The organism is Burkholderia cepacia complex sp. TUM26381, from assembly GCF_057439935.1.
The window spans coordinates 2,349,093-2,368,185 of sequence record NZ_CM172006.1 but is presented as its reverse complement, the minus strand read 5'-3'; the positions used below and the strand labels follow the sequence as shown (position 1 = coordinate 2,368,185).

At 68.4% G+C, this 19,093-nt stretch carries 17 protein-coding genes; 12 read left to right on the top strand and 5 right to left on the bottom strand.

Going from position 1 to position 19,093, the window contains the following annotated elements; translation table 11 throughout:
* Window positions 1-33: 33 nt before the first annotated feature.
* On the bottom strand, window positions 34-1,731 hold the full coding sequence (gene recJ / locus ACWMMN_RS11105; protein WP_059233722.1) for a single-stranded-DNA-specific exonuclease RecJ: 1,698 nt from the start codon (window positions 1,729-1,731) through the stop codon (window positions 34-36).
* A gap of 14 nt (window positions 1,732-1,745) precedes the next feature.
* The gene (locus tag ACWMMN_RS11100) at window positions 1,746-2,822 is read right to left on the bottom strand and encodes a regulator (RefSeq protein ID WP_486422665.1); all 1,077 of its coding nucleotides are present in this window, start codon (window positions 2,820-2,822) and stop codon (window positions 1,746-1,748) included.
* Between the two features lie 150 nt (window positions 2,823-2,972).
* On the opposite strand from ACWMMN_RS11100, the gene ACWMMN_RS11095 reads away from it, so the two are divergent.
* The 9 genes from ACWMMN_RS11095 to ftsB all read left to right on the top strand — a co-directional run bounded on the left by ACWMMN_RS11095 (window position 2,973) and on the right by ftsB (window position 13,997).
* Window positions 2,973-4,226 (top strand): lipoprotein-releasing ABC transporter permease subunit, encoded by a 1,254-nt coding sequence (locus ACWMMN_RS11095; RefSeq protein WP_059233724.1) that lies wholly within the window; start codon window positions 2,973-2,975, stop codon window positions 4,224-4,226.
* Window positions 4,219-4,977: a lipoprotein-releasing ABC transporter ATP-binding protein LolD gene (gene lolD / locus ACWMMN_RS11090; protein ID WP_392387930.1), complete on the top strand. Its 759-nt coding sequence runs from the start codon at window positions 4,219-4,221 to the stop codon at window positions 4,975-4,977. The genes ACWMMN_RS11095 and lolD overlap by 8 nt, the downstream gene beginning before the upstream one ends.
* A gap of 67 nt (window positions 4,978-5,044) precedes the next feature.
* On the top strand, window positions 5,045-5,833 hold the full coding sequence (locus ACWMMN_RS11085; RefSeq protein WP_059233726.1) for a TatD family hydrolase: 789 nt from the start codon (window positions 5,045-5,047) through the stop codon (window positions 5,831-5,833).
* A 57-nt stretch (window positions 5,834-5,890) separates the two neighbouring features.
* The gene (locus ACWMMN_RS11080; protein WP_486422664.1) at window positions 5,891-8,374 is read left to right on the top strand and encodes a DNA internalization-related competence protein ComEC/Rec2; all 2,484 of its coding nucleotides are present in this window, start codon (window positions 5,891-5,893) and stop codon (window positions 8,372-8,374) included.
* Between the two features lie 188 nt (window positions 8,375-8,562).
* A complete protein-coding gene (locus ACWMMN_RS11075) occupies window positions 8,563-9,408 on the top strand; it encodes an alpha/beta fold hydrolase (protein ID WP_486422663.1) in 846 nt (281 codons plus the stop codon).
* Window positions 9,409-9,589: 181 nt separating this feature from the next.
* Entirely contained in the window at window positions 9,590-11,242 is a 1,653-nt protein-coding gene (pyrG, locus tag ACWMMN_RS11070; protein WP_059233729.1) for a CTP synthase, read from the top strand.
* Window positions 11,243-11,245: 3 nt separating this feature from the next.
* Window positions 11,246-12,100, top strand: a complete 855-nt coding sequence (gene kdsA, locus ACWMMN_RS11065; RefSeq protein ID WP_047898480.1) for a 3-deoxy-8-phosphooctulonate synthase — start codon at window positions 11,246-11,248, stop codon at window positions 12,098-12,100.
* Window positions 12,101-12,206: 106 nt separating this feature from the next.
* The gene (gene eno / locus ACWMMN_RS11060; RefSeq protein WP_011352544.1) at window positions 12,207-13,490 is read left to right on the top strand and encodes a phosphopyruvate hydratase; all 1,284 of its coding nucleotides are present in this window, start codon (window positions 12,207-12,209) and stop codon (window positions 13,488-13,490) included.
* Between the two features lie 81 nt (window positions 13,491-13,571).
* Complete coding sequence (gene ftsB / locus ACWMMN_RS11055; RefSeq protein ID WP_486422662.1) at window positions 13,572-13,997, top strand: cell division protein FtsB; 426 nt, start codon at window positions 13,572-13,574, stop codon at window positions 13,995-13,997.
* An 86-nt stretch (window positions 13,998-14,083) separates the two neighbouring features.
* Here ftsB and ACWMMN_RS11050 read toward each other — a convergent pair whose 3' ends face one another.
* From ACWMMN_RS11050 to ACWMMN_RS11040, 3 genes are all read right to left on the bottom strand, one after another.
* Window positions 14,084-14,440: a hypothetical protein gene (locus ACWMMN_RS11050; protein ID WP_486422661.1), complete on the bottom strand. Its 357-nt coding sequence runs from the start codon at window positions 14,438-14,440 to the stop codon at window positions 14,084-14,086.
* Between the two features lie 135 nt (window positions 14,441-14,575).
* Window positions 14,576-15,526: an Hsp33 family molecular chaperone HslO gene (gene hslO, locus ACWMMN_RS11045; protein WP_034188925.1), complete on the bottom strand. Its 951-nt coding sequence runs from the start codon at window positions 15,524-15,526 to the stop codon at window positions 14,576-14,578.
* A gap of 25 nt (window positions 15,527-15,551) precedes the next feature.
* On the bottom strand, window positions 15,552-16,076 hold the full coding sequence (locus tag ACWMMN_RS11040) for a gamma carbonic anhydrase family protein (protein ID WP_059233732.1): 525 nt from the start codon (window positions 16,074-16,076) through the stop codon (window positions 15,552-15,554).
* A 143-nt stretch (window positions 16,077-16,219) separates the two neighbouring features.
* Here ACWMMN_RS11040 and ACWMMN_RS11035 point away from each other — a divergent pair, with 143 nt between their 5' ends.
* The 3 genes from ACWMMN_RS11035 (at window position 16,220) to ACWMMN_RS11025 (ending at window position 19,047) form a co-directional block, all read left to right on the top strand.
* Window positions 16,220-17,077 (top strand): ferritin-like domain-containing protein, encoded by an 858-nt coding sequence (locus ACWMMN_RS11035; RefSeq protein WP_486422660.1) that lies wholly within the window; start codon window positions 16,220-16,222, stop codon window positions 17,075-17,077.
* A gap of 168 nt (window positions 17,078-17,245) precedes the next feature.
* The gene (locus tag ACWMMN_RS11030) at window positions 17,246-18,136 is read left to right on the top strand and encodes an alpha/beta fold hydrolase (protein WP_059233734.1); all 891 of its coding nucleotides are present in this window, start codon (window positions 17,246-17,248) and stop codon (window positions 18,134-18,136) included.
* An 80-nt stretch (window positions 18,137-18,216) separates the two neighbouring features.
* The gene (locus ACWMMN_RS11025) at window positions 18,217-19,047 is read left to right on the top strand and encodes a 3',5'-nucleoside bisphosphate phosphatase (protein ID WP_486422659.1); all 831 of its coding nucleotides are present in this window, start codon (window positions 18,217-18,219) and stop codon (window positions 19,045-19,047) included.
* Window positions 19,048-19,093: the final 46 nt, after the last annotated feature.

Here is a 19,093-nt window from a genome sequence, read left to right as displayed (position 1 = left end):
GGAGGGCGCTACAGCGGGCCGGGCGGCCCGCGCTCAGCCGGCCGCGTGCTCGACGATCAGCTGGACGCGCGTGACGCCGTTCCACGTATCGGCGACGAGCCGGTACGCGACCAGGGCGCTCGCGGGCAGCGGCTCGGTGTGGTTGAACCAGATCGCGTTGAAGCGCTGGCGGCCGCGTGCCAGCTGCAGCTTCAGGTGCTTTTCCTTCACGAGCGATTGCGACACGACGTCGAATTCGCCCGAGAAAAGCGGGGCCGGAAACCCTTGTCCCCACACGGCTTCGTCGAGCAGGCCGACGAACTGCGGCGTGAAGTACGCGTCCTCGAGTTCGCCGTCGGTCTCGATCACGCGGGCGAGCGCGTCGTCCGACAGCCATTCGCGCGCGACGGCCTCGAACGCGGCCGCGAAGCGCGGCACGTTCGCGGTGTCCAGCGTGAGGCCGGCCGCCATCGCGTGGCCGCCGAATGCAACGATCAGGTCGGGCTCGCGCTTCGACACGAGATCGAGCGCGTCGCGCAGGTGGAAGCCGGCGATCGACCGGCCGGAACCCTTGACCCGCTTGCCTTCTTCATCGGCGTGCGCGAACGTGAACGACGGCCGGTGGAATTTTTCCTTGAGCCGGCCGGCGACGATGCCGATCACCCCCTGGTGCCACTCGGGGTTGAACAGCGTGATCGTGCACGCGTCGGCCGGGTCGACGTCGGCGAGATCGGCGAGCGCCTGTTGCTGCATGCCGGCCTCGATCTCGCGGCGCTCGCGGTTCATCACGTCGAGCTGCTGCGCGAGATCCCACGCGCGGCCGATGTCGTCGGTGATCAGGCACTCGATGCCGAGCGACATGTCGGACAATCGCCCCGCGGCGTTCAGGCGCGGGCCGAGGCCGAAGCCGAGGTCGAAGCCCGACGCGGTGCGCGCTTCGCGCGCGGCGGCGCGGAACAGCGCGGCGATGCCCGGCTGCATGCGGCCGTTGCGGATGCGCTGCAGCCCCTGCGCGACGAGCACGCGGTTGTTGCCGTCGAGCCGCACGACGTCGGCGACGGTGCCGAGCGCAACGAGGTCGAGCAGGCCGTCGAGGCGCGGCTCGGCTTCCTTGCTCGCGAACGCGCCGCGGCGGCGCAGCTCGGCGCGCAGCGCGAGCAGCACGTAGAACATCACGCCGACGCCGGCGAGGTGCTTGCTCGGGAACGCGCAGCCGGGCTGGTTCGGGTTGACGATCGCGCGGGCGGCGGGCAGCGCGTCGCCGGGCAGGTGGTGATCGGTCACGAGCACGTCGATGCCGCGCGCGTTCGCGGCTTCGACGCCCGCGACGCTCGCGATCCCGTTGTCGACGGTGATCAGCAGGTCGGGCTTGCGCGCGGCCGCGAGCTCGACGATCTCGGGCGTGAGGCCGTAGCCGTACTCGAAGCGGTTCGGTACCAGGTAGTCGATCTGCGCGCCGAACATCCGCAGGCCGCGCACCGCGACCGCGCATGCCGTTGCGCCGTCGCAGTCGTAGTCGGCGACGACGAGCAGGCGCCGCTTGTCGGCGATCGCGTCGGCGAGCAGCGACGCCGCATCGGCGCAACCCTTCAGCTCGGTGGGCGGAACGAGGCGCGCAAGCGCGGTCTCGATGTCGGTGGGCGACTGCACGCCGCGCGACGCGTACAGGCGCGCGAGAACGGGGTGCAGGCCGTGGCGCGCGAGCACTTCGGCGTCGGCGGGCGCGACGGGGCGGGTAACGATCCGGGTCATACGCGGTGGGCAGGTTATTCGAACAGGGAGGCGAGCGCGCGGCGGCGCCAGAACTTGCGCAGGTCGCCGCGCGTCGCGTGCAGCGTCACGGAGCTGGTGTCGCCGCACAGCGTGAAATCGATGCTCGCCAGTTCGCCGTTCTGCAGCGCGGCGAGGGCCGGCGCGAACCAGTCGCGCTCGAGCGCGGCGAGCCCGTCGTGCCAGCGCGCCCAGTCCTGCTCGATGAACGGGGTGGTCAGCGTCGGCAATTCGACGAGCGTTGCGCCGTTGGCGGCCGGCAGCGCGCCGAACGTCGCGGGTGCGTTGCCGGTGCCGGTTTGCGCGGCACGCGCGAGTCCGAGCGCGGCGGGCGACGCGGACAGCACGCGCGCGAACGGCTTGCCGACCGGCTTCAGCGTGCCCTGCGCATGGAACCAGATCGAATTGACGGTCGGCAGCCCGCGCGCTTCGCGGGCTTCGTTGACCGGGTGCTGGAACCACGCCATCTGCACTTCGTTCTGCAGCTTCATCCACATCCGCGAACGTTCGCCGGTGTGGGCCTCGTGCGGCAGCCAGATCTCGATGTTGCGGCCGCTGGCGCGCAGCGGCGCGGCGCCGGCCAGCCGGGCGAGCTGGTCGCTCGACAGGTACCAGCGCGCCGGGTTCGGCGCTTCGAGCCGCACGCCGAGCTCCTCGATCAGCGGGCGCGCAACTGCGAGCAGGGCGGCCGCGTCGCCGTCGTCGAGCGCGAGGGCGGCCGGATCGACGAGCACCAGGTGATCGTGCGCGATTTCGACGTGCACGGGCTCGACGCACGCCCACGCGTGCGCGCCGGGTTCGCCGCCGTCCGCCAGCAGCATGTAGGGCGCGAGCGGCGCCTCGTCTGCGGCGTTACCCTGGGTCGCGCCGAACTGGCGGGCCAGCCAGCGCTCGTGCGGCAGTGTGCGCTGGAAGTCCTCGCCGGCCACGCGCTCGACGAGGCTGGCGCGGGCGAGCAACTTTTCGAGCGCGGGGCTGTCCAGCGTATGCAGGGACGAGGCCGCATCGGCCGCCGACGGCAGCGCGAACGGAACGAGAAAATGGAGGCGTCGGTCGTGCATGATGGTGCGCATTGTATGGCAAACTGCGCGCGTGATCGGGCCGGCTGACGGCCCGTTTGCGTCCGGCGGCCGTTTTTCGACCGTGCCCGGGCCGGTGGCCGCCGCCGGGCGGCGGTCCGGCCGCGGGGCGCCTCCCCGCCGTAACCAGCAGAAAGGATTCGCTTGAAACTTCCGTACGAATGGCAGATCGGCTGGCGCTACACGCGCGCCGGCAAACGCACGACCGGCAACGGCTTCATTTCCTTCATCGCGCTCGTGTCGATGCTCGGGATCGCGCTCGGCGTCGCGGCGCTGATCGTCGTGCTGTCGGTGATGAACGGCTTCCAGAAGGAAGTGCGCGACCGCATGCTGTCGGTGCTCGCGCACGTCGAGGTGTTTTCGCCGACGGGCTCGATGCCCGACTGGCAATTGACCGCGCAAGAGGCGCGCCGCAACCAGTCGGTGATCGGCGCGGCGCCGTACGTCGACGCGCAGGCGCTGCTTACGCGCCAGGACGCGGTGAGCGGCGTGATGCTGCGCGGCGTCGAGCCGACGCTCGAGCCGCAAGTGTCCGACATCGGCAAGGACATGAAGGCCGGCCAGCTCGCCGCGCTCGTGCCGGGCCAGTTCGGCATCGTGCTCGGCGATGCGCTCGCCGGCAACCTCGGCGTGACGGTCGGCGACAAGGTCACGCTCGTCGCGCCCGAAGGATCGATCACGCCGGCCGGCATGATGCCGCGCCTGAAGCAGTTCACGGTCGTCGGCGTGTTCGAATCGGGTCACTACGAATACGACAGCACGCTCGCGATGATCAACATCCGCGACGCCGAGGCGCTGTTCCGGATGTCTGCGCCGACCGGCGTGCGGCTGCGGCTGAAGGACATGCAGAAGGCGCCGGAAGTCGCGGTCGAGCTGTCGCACACGCTGTCGGGCAGCCTGTACATTCGCGACTGGACCCAGCAGAACAAGACGTGGTTCTCGGCCGTGCAGATCGAGAAGCGGATGATGTTCATCATCCTCACGCTGATCATCGCGGTGGCCGCGTTCAACCTCGTGTCGTCGCTCGTGATGACGGTGACCAACAAGCAGGCCGACATCGCGATCCTGCGCACGCTCGGCGCGCAGCCGGGGTCGATCATGAAGATCTTCGTCGTGCAGGGCGTGACGATCGGCTTCGTCGGCACCGCGTCCGGCGTCGCGCTCGGCTGCCTGATCGCGTGGAGCATCCCGTGGCTGATCCCGATGATCGAGCACCTGTTCGGTGTGCAGTTCCTGCCGCCGTCCGTGTACTTCATCAGCGAGCTGCCGTCCGAACTCGTCGCGAGCGACGTGATCCGGATCGGGCTGATCGCGTTCGCGCTGTCGGCCATCGCGACGCTCTATCCGAGCTGGCGCGGCGCGAAGGTGAAGCCGGCCGAGGCGCTCCGCTATGAATGATCGCGCGACCGCATTCGCGGATTCACGACAACACAACAGACAGGATTCGGCCAGTATGCAGGAATACGTGCTTCAGGCGCGCGGGGTCACGAAGGCGTTCGTGCAGGGCGGCTTCAACGTGCAGGTGCTCAACAATACCGAGCTGACGGTGCGGCGCGGCGAGAAGCTCGCGGTCGTCGGCGCGTCGGGTTCGGGCAAGAGCACGCTGCTGCACGTGCTCGGCGGGCTCGACGAGCCGAGCGCGGGCGAAGTGTCGCTGCTCGGCAAGCCGTTTACGCAACTCGCCGAGCGCGAGCGCAACGAGCTGCGCAACCGCGCGCTCGGTTTCGTCTACCAGTTCCATCACCTGCTGCCCGAATTCACCGCGCTCGACAACGTCGCGATGCCGCTGCGCATCCGCCGGATGACGACCGAGGACGCGCGCGAGCAGGCCCAGGCGATGCTCGAACGCGTCGGTCTCGGTCCGCGCGCGAAGCACCGGCCGGGCGAGCTGTCGGGCGGCGAGCGCCAGCGTGTCGCGATCGCGCGCGCGCTGGTCACGAAGCCCGCGTGCGTGCTCGCCGACGAGCCGACCGGCAACCTCGACGGCACGACGGCCGACACGGTGTTCAACCTGATGCTCGAACTGTCCGAGACGCTCGAAACGAGCTTCGTGATCGTCACGCACGATCCCGATCTTGCCGCGCGCTGCGACCGTATCATGCGGCTGCGCGACGGTGTGTTGCACGAGGAGCCGGCGCTGCCGGTGTAAGAAGCGAACGCCTTTGGCCTGCTGCCGGGGTCGCCCCGGCGCGGCGCAAGGGTGCAGGACTGCCGCCATGTGGATCGACACGCATTGCCATCTCGATGCCGCCGAGTTCGACGCCGATCGCGCCGCGGTCGCGCAGGCTGCGCACACGGCCGGCGTGTCGCGCATCGTGATTCCGAGCATCGGGCGCGACAACTTCACGACGGTGCGCGAACTCGCGCAGCGCACGCCGGGTGCCGTTTATGCGCTCGGCATCCATCCGATGTATACGCCGCAGGCGCGCGACGAGGATCTCGACCGCCTGCGCATGGAGATCGAGGCGAGCCTCGACGATCCGCGCTTCGTCGCGATCGGCGAAATCGGCCTCGACTACTTCGTGCCGGGGCTCGACGAAGACCGGCAGCAATTCTTCTATCAGGGGCAGCTCAAGCTGGCGCGCGAATTCGATTTGCCCGTGCTGTGCCACGTGCGCAAGTCGCAGGACCGCGTGCTCGCCGGCCTGCGCCGTTTCGGCGTGCGGCGCGGCATCGCGCATGCGTTCAACGGCAGTTTCCAGCAGGCCGAAGCGTATCTCGCGCAAGGGCTGCATCTCGGCTTCGGCGGCAACGTGACGTTCACGCGTGCGCTGCAGATCCGGCGGCTCGCGACGGAGTTGCCGCTCGACGCGCTTGTGGTCGAGACCGACGCCCCCGACATCGCGCCCGAATGGGCGTACAAGTCCCGCAACACGCCCGACCAGGTGCCGCGCATCGGTGCTGTGCTCGCCGAACTGCGCGGGCTCGATACGGGCGAAATGTCCGTATGCACTTCGGCTAACGCGCTCGCCGCGCTGCCGCGACTCGCACTTTCGTCCGCATAATCGTTGCCGGAAGGCGCTGCGTTTTGTGGAGCGGCGCCAGGTCGACGAGGAGGCGGAATGCGCGTGGGGTGGGTCGCGTTCGCGCTCGGCGTCGTCGTGCTGCAGCGGCAGGCGGCGTTGCCGGGGGCGATCGCATGGACGATCGGGGCAATCCTGTTCGCGGGTTGCACGGTGCTGGGGGCGTGGTGCATGCGTCGCCGGCGCACGCGTACGACTGCCGCACTCGGCTGGATGCTGTGCGCGTTCGCGGCCTGCATCGCGGGGTTCGGTTATGCAGCTGCTCGGGCCGAATGGCGGTTGAGCGACCGCTTGCCTGCGGAATGGGAAGGGCGCGACATCGTCGTGACCGGCGTGATCCGGGGGCTGCCCGTCGTCGACGAGACCGGTGCGCGGCTGCTGTTCGCGGTCGAGTCGAACGATGCGGGGCTGGCCCGTTTTCCGCCGTTGATCCGGCTGTCGTGGCGCGCGTATGGCGCGGCCGCGACACGCGAAGCACGTCCCGACCTGCGTGCCGCACAGCGCTGGCGTTTCGTCGTGCGCCTGAAACGCCCGCATGCCGAGGCCAATCCCGGCGTGCGCGACGGCGAGGCGGCGTGGCTCGCCGCGGGCATTCGGGCAATCGGCCATGTCAGCGCGCCGCGCCGGGCGGCATTGCTCGATGCGCGCGCCTCGGGATGGCGGGCGACGATCGACCGGGTGCGCGATAGGTTGCGGACGCGCATCGGCGAAACGCTCGGTAGCGATGCAGCGCATCGCGGCATCGTCGCCGCGCTGGCGATCGGCGACCAGTCGGGTATCGGCGACGACGACTGGCGCGTCCTGCGCAACACGGGCACGAGCCACCTGGTCGCGATTTCCGGTCTTCATGTCGGGCTGGTCGGCGCGATGGCCGGCGGGCTCGTGTCGATGGTCTGGCGCCGGCTGCGCTGGCGCGCGCGGGCCGCGACGCTCGCGTTGCCTGCGCCTTACGCGGCCGCACTTGCCGCGCTGACGGCTGCGGCCGGTTATGCGGCGCTCGCCGGTTTCAACGTGCCGGCGCAGCGCGCGTGGTGGATGATCGCGGGCGGCGGCATCGCGTATCTGGCCGGACGCAGCGTGCCGACGTCCGCGGTGCTGTGCGCCGCGCTCGGCGGCGTGCTGCTCGCCGATCCGTGGGCCGTGCTGTCGGCCGGGTTCTGGCTTTCGTTCGGTGCAGTCGCCGTGATCCTGCTGGCCGTCGCCGGCTGGCGAGCGGTGCGTGAGGCGGACGCGGAAGGCGACGAGGGCAGCGGCGCGGCTCGTCTGTCGAGCCGGTTGCGCGCGTGGGGCATGCACGCCGGACGCCGCATCGCCGAGGCGACGCGCGTGCAGTACGCGGTGACGATCGGTCTCGCACCGCTCACGGCCGCGTGGTTCGCGCAGATTTCCCTGTCGGGCCCGTTCGGCAATGCATTCGCGATTCCGTGGGTCAGTTCGGTCGTGACGCCGGTCGTGCTGGCCGGCATCGCCATGCCCGCACCATTCGATGCCTATGCGTTCCGGCTCGCCCATGTGGCGCTCGAACCGATGATGACGTTGCTCGGATACCTCGCCGGCTGGCCGGCCGGCGTGTTCCGGGTGCGCATGCCCGACTGGCCGGTGCTCGCGCTGGCTTGCCTGGGTGTCGTCTGGGCGCTGATGCCGCGCGGCTGGCCGTTGCGCTGGGCGGCGCCGCTCACGTGGCTGCCGCTCGTTGCGCCCGCACCTGACACGCCGCCGCCGGGCGGTTTCCGTTTGACCGTGCTCGATGTCGGGCAGGGTGCGTCGGTGCTGGTCGAAACCGCACGGCGAACCTTGCTGTTCGACGCGGGGCCGGGCGCGGAATCGACCCATGCCGGTACGCGAATCGTCGCGCCGATGTTACGTGCACGCGGCATCGCGACGATCGATTCGCTCGTGCTCAGCCACGCGGATGCCGATCATGCGGGCGGCGCACCGGCCGTCTATGCGGCGGCCGACGTGCGCCAGCTGTTGGCCGGCATTCCGTCGAACAGCCGGCTGTGGCGCGACGCGGCAGCCGCGGGCGTCGCCGACCGTCTGCCATGCGCGGCCGGGCAGCGCTGGCGCTGGGACGGCGTCGTCTTCACGATACTGTGGCCGCCGGGCGGTCGAAGCACGGGCTCGTCGAACGGGCAATCGTGCGTGCTGCGCATCGACGCGGGCGGCACTTCCGCGCTGCTGACGGGCGACGTCGATGCACGCGGCGAGCGTCAGCTCGTGGGCACCGCGCGCGACGCGCTGGCCGCGCAGATCCTGGTCGTGCCGCACCACGGCAGCCGCACGTCGTCGGTCGAGCCTTTCCTCGATTCGGTCGGGCCGCGCGTTGCGGTATTTCCTGTAGGCTATCGCAATCGTTTCGGGCATCCGCACCGGAGCGTTCTCGCCCGCTACGAGGCGCGCGGGATTCCGCTGCCGCGCACCGATCGCGACGGCGCCATACGGTTCGACGTCGCACCGGCCGATGGCGGGTTCGCATTCGTGCGTTATCGCGACGAGCAGCGCCGGTACTGGATGGACCGGTGAGCGCGGCGAAGGCCGGCGTATCGGAAAAAAGACGCGGGGCCGGCGTGAAGTACCGAAGCACGGCCCCGGCAGAAAACGAAGCATGGGGCGGGAGTCGGTGCTCAAGCATCACTCCCGTCGACCGCGAAGCATGGGGCTGGCGTCAGCGCTCAAGCGCTAACGCCAGCCGACAAAGGAGACATCGGCGTTTGAAGGACATCCTCCACTTCTCGCATGCGAACGGCTTCCCGGCGTCGACGTACCGGACGATCTTCGCCGAACTGGCCGACGACTACGAGCTGCGCTACATCGAACGGATCGGCCACGACCGCCGTTACCCGGTGACGCGCGACTGGCCGCACCTCGTCGAGCAGCTGCTCGACGACATCGGCCGTCGCTACGAGCGCCCGGTGTGGCTCGTCGGCCATTCGCTCGGCGGCTACCTGTCGCTGATGGCCGCGCTGAGGAAGCCGCAATGGGTGCGCGGCGTCGTGATGATCGATTCGCCGATCATCGCGGGCTGGCGTGCCGGCGCACTGCGCGCGAGCCAGTGGGCGGGGCTCGACGAGCGGCTGTCGCCGGCCGCCGCGACGCGCAACCGGCGCACGCGCTGGGTGAGCCGCGACGAAGTCTGGCGCCACTTCCGCGAGAAGCCGGCGTTCGCGCGCTGGGACGAACGGATGCTGGCCGACTACATCGATTACGGGATTCCGCAGGCGGGCGCCGATGGCGAGCGGGCGCTCGCGTTCGACCGGCAGGTCGAATACCTGATCTACCGGACGTTGCCGCACACGCTCGGCCCGCGGCTCGCGCGCGGCGCGCCGGTGCCGCTCGGTTTCCTCGCCGGCACGCGATCGCGCGAGGTGCGGCAGGTCGGGCTCGATGCGACGCGACGTGCGGCGCGCGGCCGCGTCGAATGGCTGGAAGGCAGTCACCTGTTCCCGATGGAGCGGCCGCTCGAGACCGCGCGCGCATTGCAGCGGATGCTGAATTCGCTGAAGGCGGAGGAGGGCGGCGTTTCACAGGGCAGCGCCCCGCTCGCAAAGCGCGCCTGACGCGTCGCACGGGCCGCCGGGCTGCGCCCCGGCGCGGGCGCCGCACGCAGACCGGCCGGCCGGTTCGTCCAGGCGCGCACGGCTGGCGCGGGTCGGCGCGAAAGGGCGCGATCATCACGCCAATTGCTGAGAGAAGGGCGGGCTTTACGGTATAATCCGTTTTTCCCGCGAGCATCCAGCGATGACCAAATATGTTTTCGTCACCGGCGGCGTAGTTTCTTCCCTTGGCAAGGGTATTGCCGCCGCTTCCCTCGCCGCGATCCTTGAATCGCGCGGTCTGAAAGTCACCCTCCTCAAACTCGATCCGTACATCAACGTCGACCCCGGCACGATGAGCCCGTTCCAGCACGGGGAAGTGTTCGTGACGGAGGATGGGGCGGAGACGGACCTCGACCTCGGCCACTATGAGCGCTTCATCAGCACGAAGATGCGCAAGGCCAACAACTTCACGACCGGCCAGATCTACGAATCGGTGATCCGCAAGGAACGCCGCGGCGACTATCTCGGCAAGACCGTGCAGGTCATCCCGCACATCACGAACGAAATCCAGGCGTTCATCGAGCGCGGGGCCGCGTCGGCGACCTGCGGCGAGCCGGATGTCGCGATCGTCGAGATCGGCGGCACGGTCGGCGACATCGAGTCGCTGCCGTTCCTCGAGGCTGCGCGCCAGATGAGCCTGCGCCTCGGCCGCAACAGCGCGTGCTTCGTGCACCTGACGCTGGTGCCGTACGTTGCGACGGCCGGCGAGCTGAAGACGAAGCCGACCCAGCACAGCGTGCAGAAGCTGCGCGAGATCGGCATCCTGCCGCACGTGCTGCTGTGCCGTGCGGACCGCCGCATCCCGGACGACGAATCGAAGAAGATCTCGATGTTCTCGAACGTGCCGGAAGACGCCGTGATCTCGGTGTGGGACGCCGACAGCATCTACAAGATTCCGCAGATGCTGCACGACCAGGGCCTTGACCGGATCATCTGCGAGGAACTGAAGCTGTCGCCGAAGGATGCCGACCTGAGCATGTGGTCGGCGCTCGTCGAGAAGCTCGAGAACCCGAAGCACGAAGTGACGATCGGCATGGTCGGCAAGTACGTCGACCTGACCGAGTCGTACAAGTCGCTGATCGAGGCGCTGCGCCACGCATCGCTGCACACGTCGACCAAGGTCAACATCGAGTACATCGACTCGGAAGAGATCGAGGCGAACGGTGTCGACAGCCTGAAGCATCTCGACGCCGTGCTGGTGCCGGGCGGTTTCGGCCGTCGCGGCACGGAAGGCAAGATCGCGGCGATCCGCTATGCGCGCGAAGCCAAGGTGCCGTATCTCGGCATCTGCCTCGGCATGCAGCTCGCGGTGATCGAATTCGCGCGTGACGTCGTCGGCCTGAAGCAGGCGAACAGCACGGAATTCGAGCCGGACACGCCGGAACGCGTGGTCGCGCTGATCACCGAGTGGTACGACCGCGACGGCAAGGTCGAGACGCGCACCGAGGAATCCGATCTCGGCGGCACGATGCGCCTGGGTTCGCAGCGTTGCCCGATCAAGCCGGGCACGATGGCGGAAGAAATCTATGGCAAGGACGTGAACGAACGCCATCGCCACCGTTATGAAGTCAATAACCGCTTCGTGCCCCAGCTCGAAGCCGGCGGCCTTATCATCAGCGCCCGTACCCCGAGCGAGGATCTGCCGGAAATGATGGAACTGCCGCGTTCGATGCACCCGTGGTTCGTCGGCGTCCAGTTCCACCCGGAATTCACGTCCACGCCGCGTGACGGTCATCCCCTCTTCAAGTCGTTCGTCGAAGCCGCGCTCGCCAACAAGCAAGCGCGCGGAGTGTAAAGCATGAAGCTGTGCGATTTCGAGGTCGGACTCGACAAGCCTTTCTTCCTGATCGCGGGTACCTGCGTCGTCGAATCGGAGCAAATGACGATCGACACGGCGGGCCGCCTGAAGGAGATCTGCGAGAAGCTGAACGTTCCGTTCATCTACAAGTCGTCCTACGACAAGGCGAACCGCAGCTCGGGCAAGTCGTTCCGCGGCCTCGGAATGGACGAAGGCCTGCGGATCCTGTCCGAGGTGAAGCGCCAGCTCGGCCTGCCGGTGCTGACCGACGTGCATTCGATCGACGAGATCGAACAGGTCGCGTCGGTCGTCGACGTGCTGCAGACGCCGGCGTTCCTGTGCCGCCAGACCGACTTCATCCACGCGTGCGCGCGTTCGGGCAAGCCGGTCAACATCAAGAAGGGCCAGTTCCTCGCGCCGCACGACATGAAGAACGTGATCGACAAGGCGCGCGACGCGGCACGTGAGGCGGGGCTGTCGGAAGACCGTTTCATGGCATGCGAACGCGGCGTCTCGTTCGGCTACAACAATCTCGTGTCGGACATGCGTTCGCTCGCGATCATGCGCGAGACGAACGCGCCGGTCGTGTTCGATGCGACCCACTCGGTGCAGTTGCCGGGCGGGCAGGGCACGAGCTCGGGCGGCCAGCGCGAATTCGTGCCGGTGCTCGCGCGTGCAGCGGTCGCGACGGGCGTCGCCGGCCTCTTCATGGAAACCCACCCGAATCCGGCCGAAGCGAAGTCGGACGGCCCGAACGCGGTGCCGCTGAACCGGATGGGTGCGCTGCTGGAGACCCTCGTCACGCTCGACCAGGCGGTGAAGCGCAATCCGTTCCTGGAAAACGATTTCAATTAAAGATCGAATGAACCTTGCGGCGGCTTCGCGCGTCTGTAGCGAAAGCGGTTCCGGCGCGCACGCCGTCGCAGTTTGAAGAATCCATCGTCATTCTCAGAGGAAACCCATGAGTGCCATCGTAGATATCATCGGCCGCGAGATTCTGGATTCGCGCGGCAACCCCACCGTCGAATGCGACGTGCTGCTCGAATCGGGCACGATGGGCCGCGCGGCGGTGCCGTCGGGCGCGTCCACCGGCTCGCGTGAAGCGATCGAACTGCGCGACGGCGAAGCCGGCCGCTACAACGGCAAGGGCGTGCTGAAGGCAGTCGAGCACATCAACACCGAAATCTCCGAAGCCATCATGGGCCTCGACGCGTCGGAACAGGCGTTCCTCGACAAGACGCTGCTCGAGCTGGACGGCACCGACAACAAGTCGCGCCTCGGCGCGAACGCGATGCTGGCCGTGTCGATGGCCGTCGCGAAGGCAGCCGCTGAGGAAGCCGGCCTGCCGCTGTACCGCTATTTCGGCGGCTCGGGCGCGATGCAACTGCCGGTGCCGATGATGAACATCGTCAACGGCGGCGCGCACGCGAACAACAGCCTCGACATCCAGGAATTCATGATCGTCCCGGTGAGCCAGCCGACGTTCCGTGAAGCCCTGCGTTGCGGCGCGGAAGTGTTCCACGCACTGAAGAAGATCCTGAGCGACCGCGGCATGAGCACGGCAGTCGGCGACGAAGGCGGTTTCGCACCGAACTTCGGCAGCAACGACGAGTGCCTGTCGACGATCCTGCAAGCGATCGAGAAGGCCGGCTACCGTGCGGGCGAAGACGTGCTGCTCGCGCTCGACTGCGCGGCATCCGAGTTCTACCACGACGGCAAGTACCAGCTCGCGGGCGAAGGCCTGCAACTGTCGTCGGCCGAATTCACCGACTACCTCGCGACGCTCGCCGACAAGTTCCCGATCGTGTCGATCGAGGACGGCATGCACGAAAGCGACTGGGAAGGCTGGAAGCTGCTGACCGACCGCCTCGGCAAGAAGGTGCAGCTGGTCGGCGACGACCTGTTCGTCACGAACACGCGCATCCTGAAGGAAGGCATCGAGAAGGGCATCGCGAACTCGATCCTCATCAAGATCAACCAGATTGGTACGCTGACCGAAACGTTCGCGGCGATCGAGATGGCGAAGCGCGCGGGCTACACGGCCGTGATCTCGCACCGCTCGGGCGAAACGGAAGATTCGACGATCGCCGATATCGCGGTCGGCCTGAACGCCGGTCAGATCAAGACGGGTTCGCTGTCGCGCAGCGACCGCATCTCGAAGTACAACCAGCTGCTGCGCATTGAGGAAGACCTCGGCGACATCGCTAGCTACCCGGGTAAATCGGCTTTCTATAACCTGCGCTAACGCGCTACTATCGGGTTCGTCATATCGACGCCGCTCTGCGCATGTGCGCGGAGCGGCGCTTCTTATATCTGCGTCTCTTACATGCGGCTTGTCACTGTCGTCCTGATTGCCTTGCTGGCGCTCATTCAGTACCCCCTATGGTGGGGACACGGCGGCTGGCTGCGGGTGCATGAATTGCGTCAGCAGCTCGACGACCAGCTCCAGAAGAATGCGGACGAGAAGTTGCGCAACGAGCGTACTGCGGGCGAAGTGCAGGATCTGCAGAGCGGCACCGCGGCCATCGAGGAGCGTGCGCGCTACGAGATGGGCATGGTGAAGGACGGCGAAGTCTTCGTGCAGTTCGTGTCGCCCAATGCACCTGCAGGACCGCTGAACACCACGCCGGCGAACACGTCCACGCGCGGTACCGTCTCCGCGGCGCCGGTGCGTGTCGTGCCGAATCCGCAGTCGATCGCGAAGCCGTCGCGGCATCATGGCGGCGACAAGGGCAAGACGGCGCATCACTGATCGCGATACGCCGTATCCATTGAAAAAGCACGGGAAATGCCGCGCTTTTTTATTTCCTGCTAGTCGTTAATCGGCCGGGCGACCGCTTACCACCACCAGCCCGGGTAGCCGTAGCCGACACCCGTTCCCCAGCGATTTCCCCATCCGCCGTAGTACCCGCCGTAGACCGTCACGGGCGGCGGCGAGTAATAGGCCCACGCGCGCGCGGCCGCTTCGGCGGCCATCGCGCTGTTCTGCTCGCGCAGGACCTGCCGGTCGATCTCGTCGTAGCGCTTGCGTTCGGCGCTCGACAGCGCGGGCGGCTGGCCGTTCGACGCGCCCGGCTCGGGCAGGCGGCTCAGGAGCGTGGACGTCGGCGGCGGCATCGCGCAGCCGGCGAGCGCGAGCGTACCGGCGGCAACGCTCGTCAGGATGAGGGGGCGAAACGGGCGGAGGCGATTCATGGGTTTCTCCAGCAGCGCGCCGGTGGCGGGAAGCGGCTTGCGCCGGAGGCCGAGCCTCCGGCGCCGAAGCCATGCGTACGGCGCTCGTGCGTCATTATGCGCCCGTGCCCGGATCGCGGGCGGCGGGCGCGCCGCTCAGTGACGCTGGTCGGTGGCCGGCGCAATGCCGGTTTCGACGCCGGGCGCCGCGAACAACTGCGCGACGTCCACGGGATCGAATTCGTAGCGCTGATTGCAGAACTCGCAGTGGATCTCGACGTGGCCGCGCTCGACGATCACGCTGTCGACTTCCTCGCGGCCGAGCATGCGCAGCATCGCGCCGACCTTCTCGCGCGAGCACGAGCACTGGAAGCGCGTGCCGGCCGGTTCGAAGTGCTGCACGTTTTCCTGCCAGAACAGCCGGCGGAACACGACTTCCGGTTCGACCTCGAGCAGTTCCTTCGCGGACAGCGTGCCGCCGAGCGTGCAGACGCGCTCCCACGTGTCGATATCGGTTTCGGCGTTGCGCGGCACGATGCCGCCGTCGCCCGGCAGCTTCTGCAGCAGCATGCCGACCGCGCGGTCGCGATCGGCCGCGAGCCACAGCCGCGTGTCGAGCTGCTCCGAGTGGTGCATGTAGTGCTCGAGCACCTGCGACACCGATTCGAGCGGGCCGTCGACGCCGTTCAGCGGCACGATGCCCTGGTACGGCTGCTGGCCCGGCAGCTTGTCGGCCGGGTCGAGCGTGATCACGCAACGGCCGTGGCCGCTTGCGTTGACGAGCGACGCGAAGCTCGTGTCGTCGCCGATCGTCTGCGCCGCGTCGCCGGCGAATTTCGCGGTGGCCCGCATCGACAGATCCGAACCGCACTGGACGACCAGCATCTGGACCGGCCCGTCGCCGAAGATCTGCATGATCAGGGTGCCGTGAAATTTCAGGTTCGCGGACAGCAGCGCGCACGCGGCCATCATCTCGCCGAGCACCGTGCGCACCGGGGCAGGGTAGTCGCGGCGGGCGAGCACTTCCTGCCACGTATTGCGCAGCGAAACGATCTCGCCGCGCACGGGCGCCGCATTGAACATGAACTTCTGTAACTGGTCGCTCACTCTTCTTCCTTGAAATCCGTGCGAATCACCCGATCCGCACGAGTTGCTCCTTGAAATGCGCGCGCCGCTCGACATACGTCTTCGCGTTTGCGCGCAGCCGCGCGATGTCTTCCGCCGACAGCTCGCGCACGACCTTCGCCGGTGCGCCGAGAATCAGCGAGTTGTCCGGGAACGTCTTGCCTTCCGTCACGACCGCGCCGGCACCAACCAGACAGTTGCGGCCGATGACCGCCCCATTCAAGACCACCGCCTGAATCCCGATCAGCGAACCTTCGCCGATCGTGCAGCCGTGCAGCATGGCCTGGTGCCCGATCGTCACGTTTTCGGCAATCGTCAGCGGAAAGCCCGGGTCCGTATGCAGGACCGCGCCTTCCTGGACGTTGCTGCCCGGGCCGACCGTAATCGTCTCGTTGTCGCCGCGAATCGTCGCGCCGAACCACACGCTCGCGTTCTCCTCGAGCACGACCTTGCCGATGATGGCCGCCGTATCGGCGACGAATACGCTTTCGTGGATCGTCGGGGCCGTATCGCCCAGCTTGTAGATCGTCACGGAGTCTCCTTGTCTCTTCGATGATGGGCGCCGGTAGAATGGCGCGTCCGGTTTGCCCGGCGCATGGCGCCGCGGAACAATCGCATATTGTAAACCGTCGCGTGCAACTGCTCCCGCGACGCGTACGCAGGGTGTCCCCGTTTATGAGCATGGCGTCTTCTTCCTTCGGCAATGCGCCGGTTTGTGTGCGCGGCGCGGCGCTCGACGCGCTGCGCGTGTCCGAACCCGCGGCCAAGGCCGCGCAGGTGCGCGCGCTGCACGAGGCATGGCGGGCCGGGCGCGCCGAGATCGCGGCGTCGCGCGAGCTGCCCGAACCGGCCGATCTGCCCGGGCACCCGGCGCGCCCGCCGCTCGTCGAGCCGCGCCAGCTCCAGCGGCGCAGCATGCGTTCGCCCGAAGGGCGCGCCGTGCTGCTGCACGCGCTTGCCCATATCGAGTTCAACGCGATCAACCTGGCGCTCGACGCGGTCTGGCGTTTCGCGGGCCTGCCGGACGCGTTCTATGCGGACTGGCTGAAGGTCGCGGCCGAGGAGGCCTATCACTTCACGCTGCTGTCGGACCGTCTCGCGGCATTCGGGCACGCGTACGGCGATTTTCCCGCGCACAACGGATTGTGGGAGATGTGCGAGCGGACCCGGCGCGATGTGCTGGCGCGCATGGCGCTCGTGCCGCGCACGCTCGAGGCCCGCGGGCTCGACGCGTCGCCGCCGATCCGCGCGCGGCTCCTTCAGGCGGGCGACGACGCGTCGGCCGCGATCCTCGACGTGATCCTGCGCGACGAAATCGGCCATGTCGCGATCGGCAACCGCTGGTTCCGGCATTTGTGCGATGACGCCGGCCGCGATCCGGTGCCGACCTACCGGCAGCTCGCCGAGGAATACCATGCGCCGCGGCTGCGCGGCCCGTTCAACTTCGATGCGCGGCGCGACGCCGGCTTCGAGCAGGCCGAACTCGACGCGCTGGCCGCGCAGGACGCGGCGGACGGCAACGCCGCGCCATAGCCGGATCGCGGTCGGCCGCTTCTCGCCGGCCACCGGCCCGCGCACCCGGCCGAGCGGGTTTCCTGCTGGCCGCGCACGTCGCCGCTAGAGCGGAGCCTCGATTGCCGGCCGCCCGAACGGGGGCGTCGTCGCTATAATCGAACGACCATTCTTTTTTTGGCGGCTGCAATGAGTGCCTCGAGTTCTGTTTCCGATTTCGTCACGGTGCGCGGCGTCAAGCTGCATGTGCGGCGCTGGGGCCGGCCCGATGCGCCGATGCTGTTCATGCTGCACGGCTGGATGGATGTCGCGGCGTCGTTCCAGTTCGTCGTCGATGCACTGGCGGGCGACTGGCAGGTGATCGCACCCGATGCGCGCGGCTTCGGGCTGTCCGACTGGCCGGTCGCGCGGCAGGGCGGCGGCCACTACTGGTTCCATGAATACCTGAGCGACCTCGATGCGCTCGTCGACCACTACGCGCCGGCCGGCGAAGTCAACCTGGTCGGGCACAGCATGGGCGCGAACGTCGTCTGTCTGTACGCCGGCGCACGGCCGGAGCGCGTGCGGCGCGTGGTCGACCTCGAGGGTTTCGGGCTTGCGCCGTCTCGGGCGGAACAGGCGCCGCGCCGGCTGCGCGGCTGGCTGGACGAACTGCGCGCGCCGCCGGCGCTGCGGCCGTATGCGTCCCTCGACGACGTGGCGGCGCGCCTGATCAAGACCAACCCGCGGCTCGCCCCGCGTCGGGCCGCGTTCCTCGCCGAGCACTGGTCGAAGCGCGGCGACGACGGCTCGTACCACCTGCTGGCCGACCCCGCGCACAAGATGCCGGGCCCGCAGCTGTACCGGCTCGACGAGGTGATGGCCACCTGGAAGCAGGTGCGTGCGAAGGTGCTGCACGTCGAGGCCGTCAATTCGCCGACGCTTGCGTACATCGCCGGCGACATCCCGCTGCCGGAATTCAAGGCGCGCTTCGACGCGTTTCCGGACTGGCGCGAAAAGCTCATCGACGATGCCGGTCACATGGTGCATCACGACCAGCCCGAGCAGGTCGCGGCGCTGATCGAGGCGTTCTGCGCGTAGGCGCGACATCGGCGGCGGGGCAGGCGGGCGGCGCGATTGCCGCGTTGCAGTAGAATGAAGCCTTACCTGCCATGCCGACAATGAACGCTGATCTCCACTGCCATTCCAATGTATCCGACGGGTTGCTGTCGCCTGCCGACGTCGCGCGCCGTGCGCATGCCGGCGGCGTGACCCTGTGGGCGCTGACCGACCACGACGAGATCGGCGGCCAGGCGGCAGCGCGCAGCGAGGCGGAAGCAGTCGGCATGCGCTACCTGAGCGGCGTCGAGATTTCGGTCACGTGGGCGTCGCGCACCGTGCACATCGTCGGGTTGAACATCGATCCCGCGAACCCGGCGCTCGTCGACGGCCTGTACCGCACGCGCCATGGCCGTGCGGCGCGCGCGGTGGCGATCGGCGAGCAGCTCGCGACGCTCGGCATCCCCGGCGCGTACGAAGGGGCGCTCAAGTACGTCTCGAATCCCGACCTGATTTCGCGCACGCATTTCGCGCGCTTTCTCGTCGAAAACGGCCACGCCGAATCGACGTCCGACGTGTTCGACCGCCTGCTCGGCGACGGCAAGCCCGGCTTCGTCCCGCATCGCTGGGCGTCGCTGCCCGACGCGGTCGGCTGGATCCGTACGGCAGGCGGCGAAGCCGTGGTCGCGCATCCGGGCCGCTACCGCTATACGCCTGTCGAATTCGACGCGTTCTTCGGCGAATTCATCGATCTGGGCGGCCGCGCGATCGAGGTCATCACGGGCAGCCACACGCCCGACCAGTACCGTGAATACGCGGACGTTGCGCGCCGCTTCGGCTTCGAAGTGTCGCGCGGCTCGGATTTCCATGCGCCGGGCGAGGGCCGCGTCGAGCTCGGCAGCCTGCCGCCGTTGCCGTCCGATCTCACACCGGTCTGGGAGCGCTGGCTCTGACGCCGGGCGGCTGACCGCCGCCTGTGCCGCCGCCGTGCGTTGCCGA

Coding starts and splice junctions, on each gene's coding strand:
- recJ (WP_059233722.1), bottom strand. CDS start 1,731: ATGACCCGGATCGTTACCCGCCCCGTCGCGCCCGCCGACGCCGAAGTG.
- ACWMMN_RS11100 (WP_486422665.1), bottom strand. CDS start 2,822: ATGCGCACCATCATGCACGACCGACGCCTCCATTTTCTCGTTCCGTTC.
- lolD (WP_392387930.1), top strand. CDS start 4,219: ATGAATGATCGCGCGACCGCATTCGCGGATTCACGACAACACAACAGA.
- ACWMMN_RS11085 (WP_059233726.1), top strand. CDS start 5,045: ATGTGGATCGACACGCATTGCCATCTCGATGCCGCCGAGTTCGACGCC.
- ACWMMN_RS11080 (WP_486422664.1), top strand. CDS start 5,891: ATGCGCGTGGGGTGGGTCGCGTTCGCGCTCGGCGTCGTCGTGCTGCAG.
- pyrG (WP_059233729.1), top strand. CDS start 9,590: ATGACCAAATATGTTTTCGTCACCGGCGGCGTAGTTTCTTCCCTTGGC.
- kdsA (WP_047898480.1), top strand. CDS start 11,246: ATGAAGCTGTGCGATTTCGAGGTCGGACTCGACAAGCCTTTCTTCCTG.
- eno (WP_011352544.1), top strand. CDS start 12,207: ATGAGTGCCATCGTAGATATCATCGGCCGCGAGATTCTGGATTCGCGC.
- ftsB (WP_486422662.1), top strand. CDS start 13,572: ATGCGGCTTGTCACTGTCGTCCTGATTGCCTTGCTGGCGCTCATTCAG.
- ACWMMN_RS11050 (WP_486422661.1), bottom strand. CDS start 14,440: ATGAATCGCCTCCGCCCGTTTCGCCCCCTCATCCTGACGAGCGTTGCC.
- ACWMMN_RS11035 (WP_486422660.1), top strand. CDS start 16,220: ATGAGCATGGCGTCTTCTTCCTTCGGCAATGCGCCGGTTTGTGTGCGC.
- ACWMMN_RS11030 (WP_059233734.1), top strand. CDS start 17,246: ATGAGTGCCTCGAGTTCTGTTTCCGATTTCGTCACGGTGCGCGGCGTC.
- ACWMMN_RS11025 (WP_486422659.1), top strand. CDS start 18,217: ATGAACGCTGATCTCCACTGCCATTCCAATGTATCCGACGGGTTGCTG.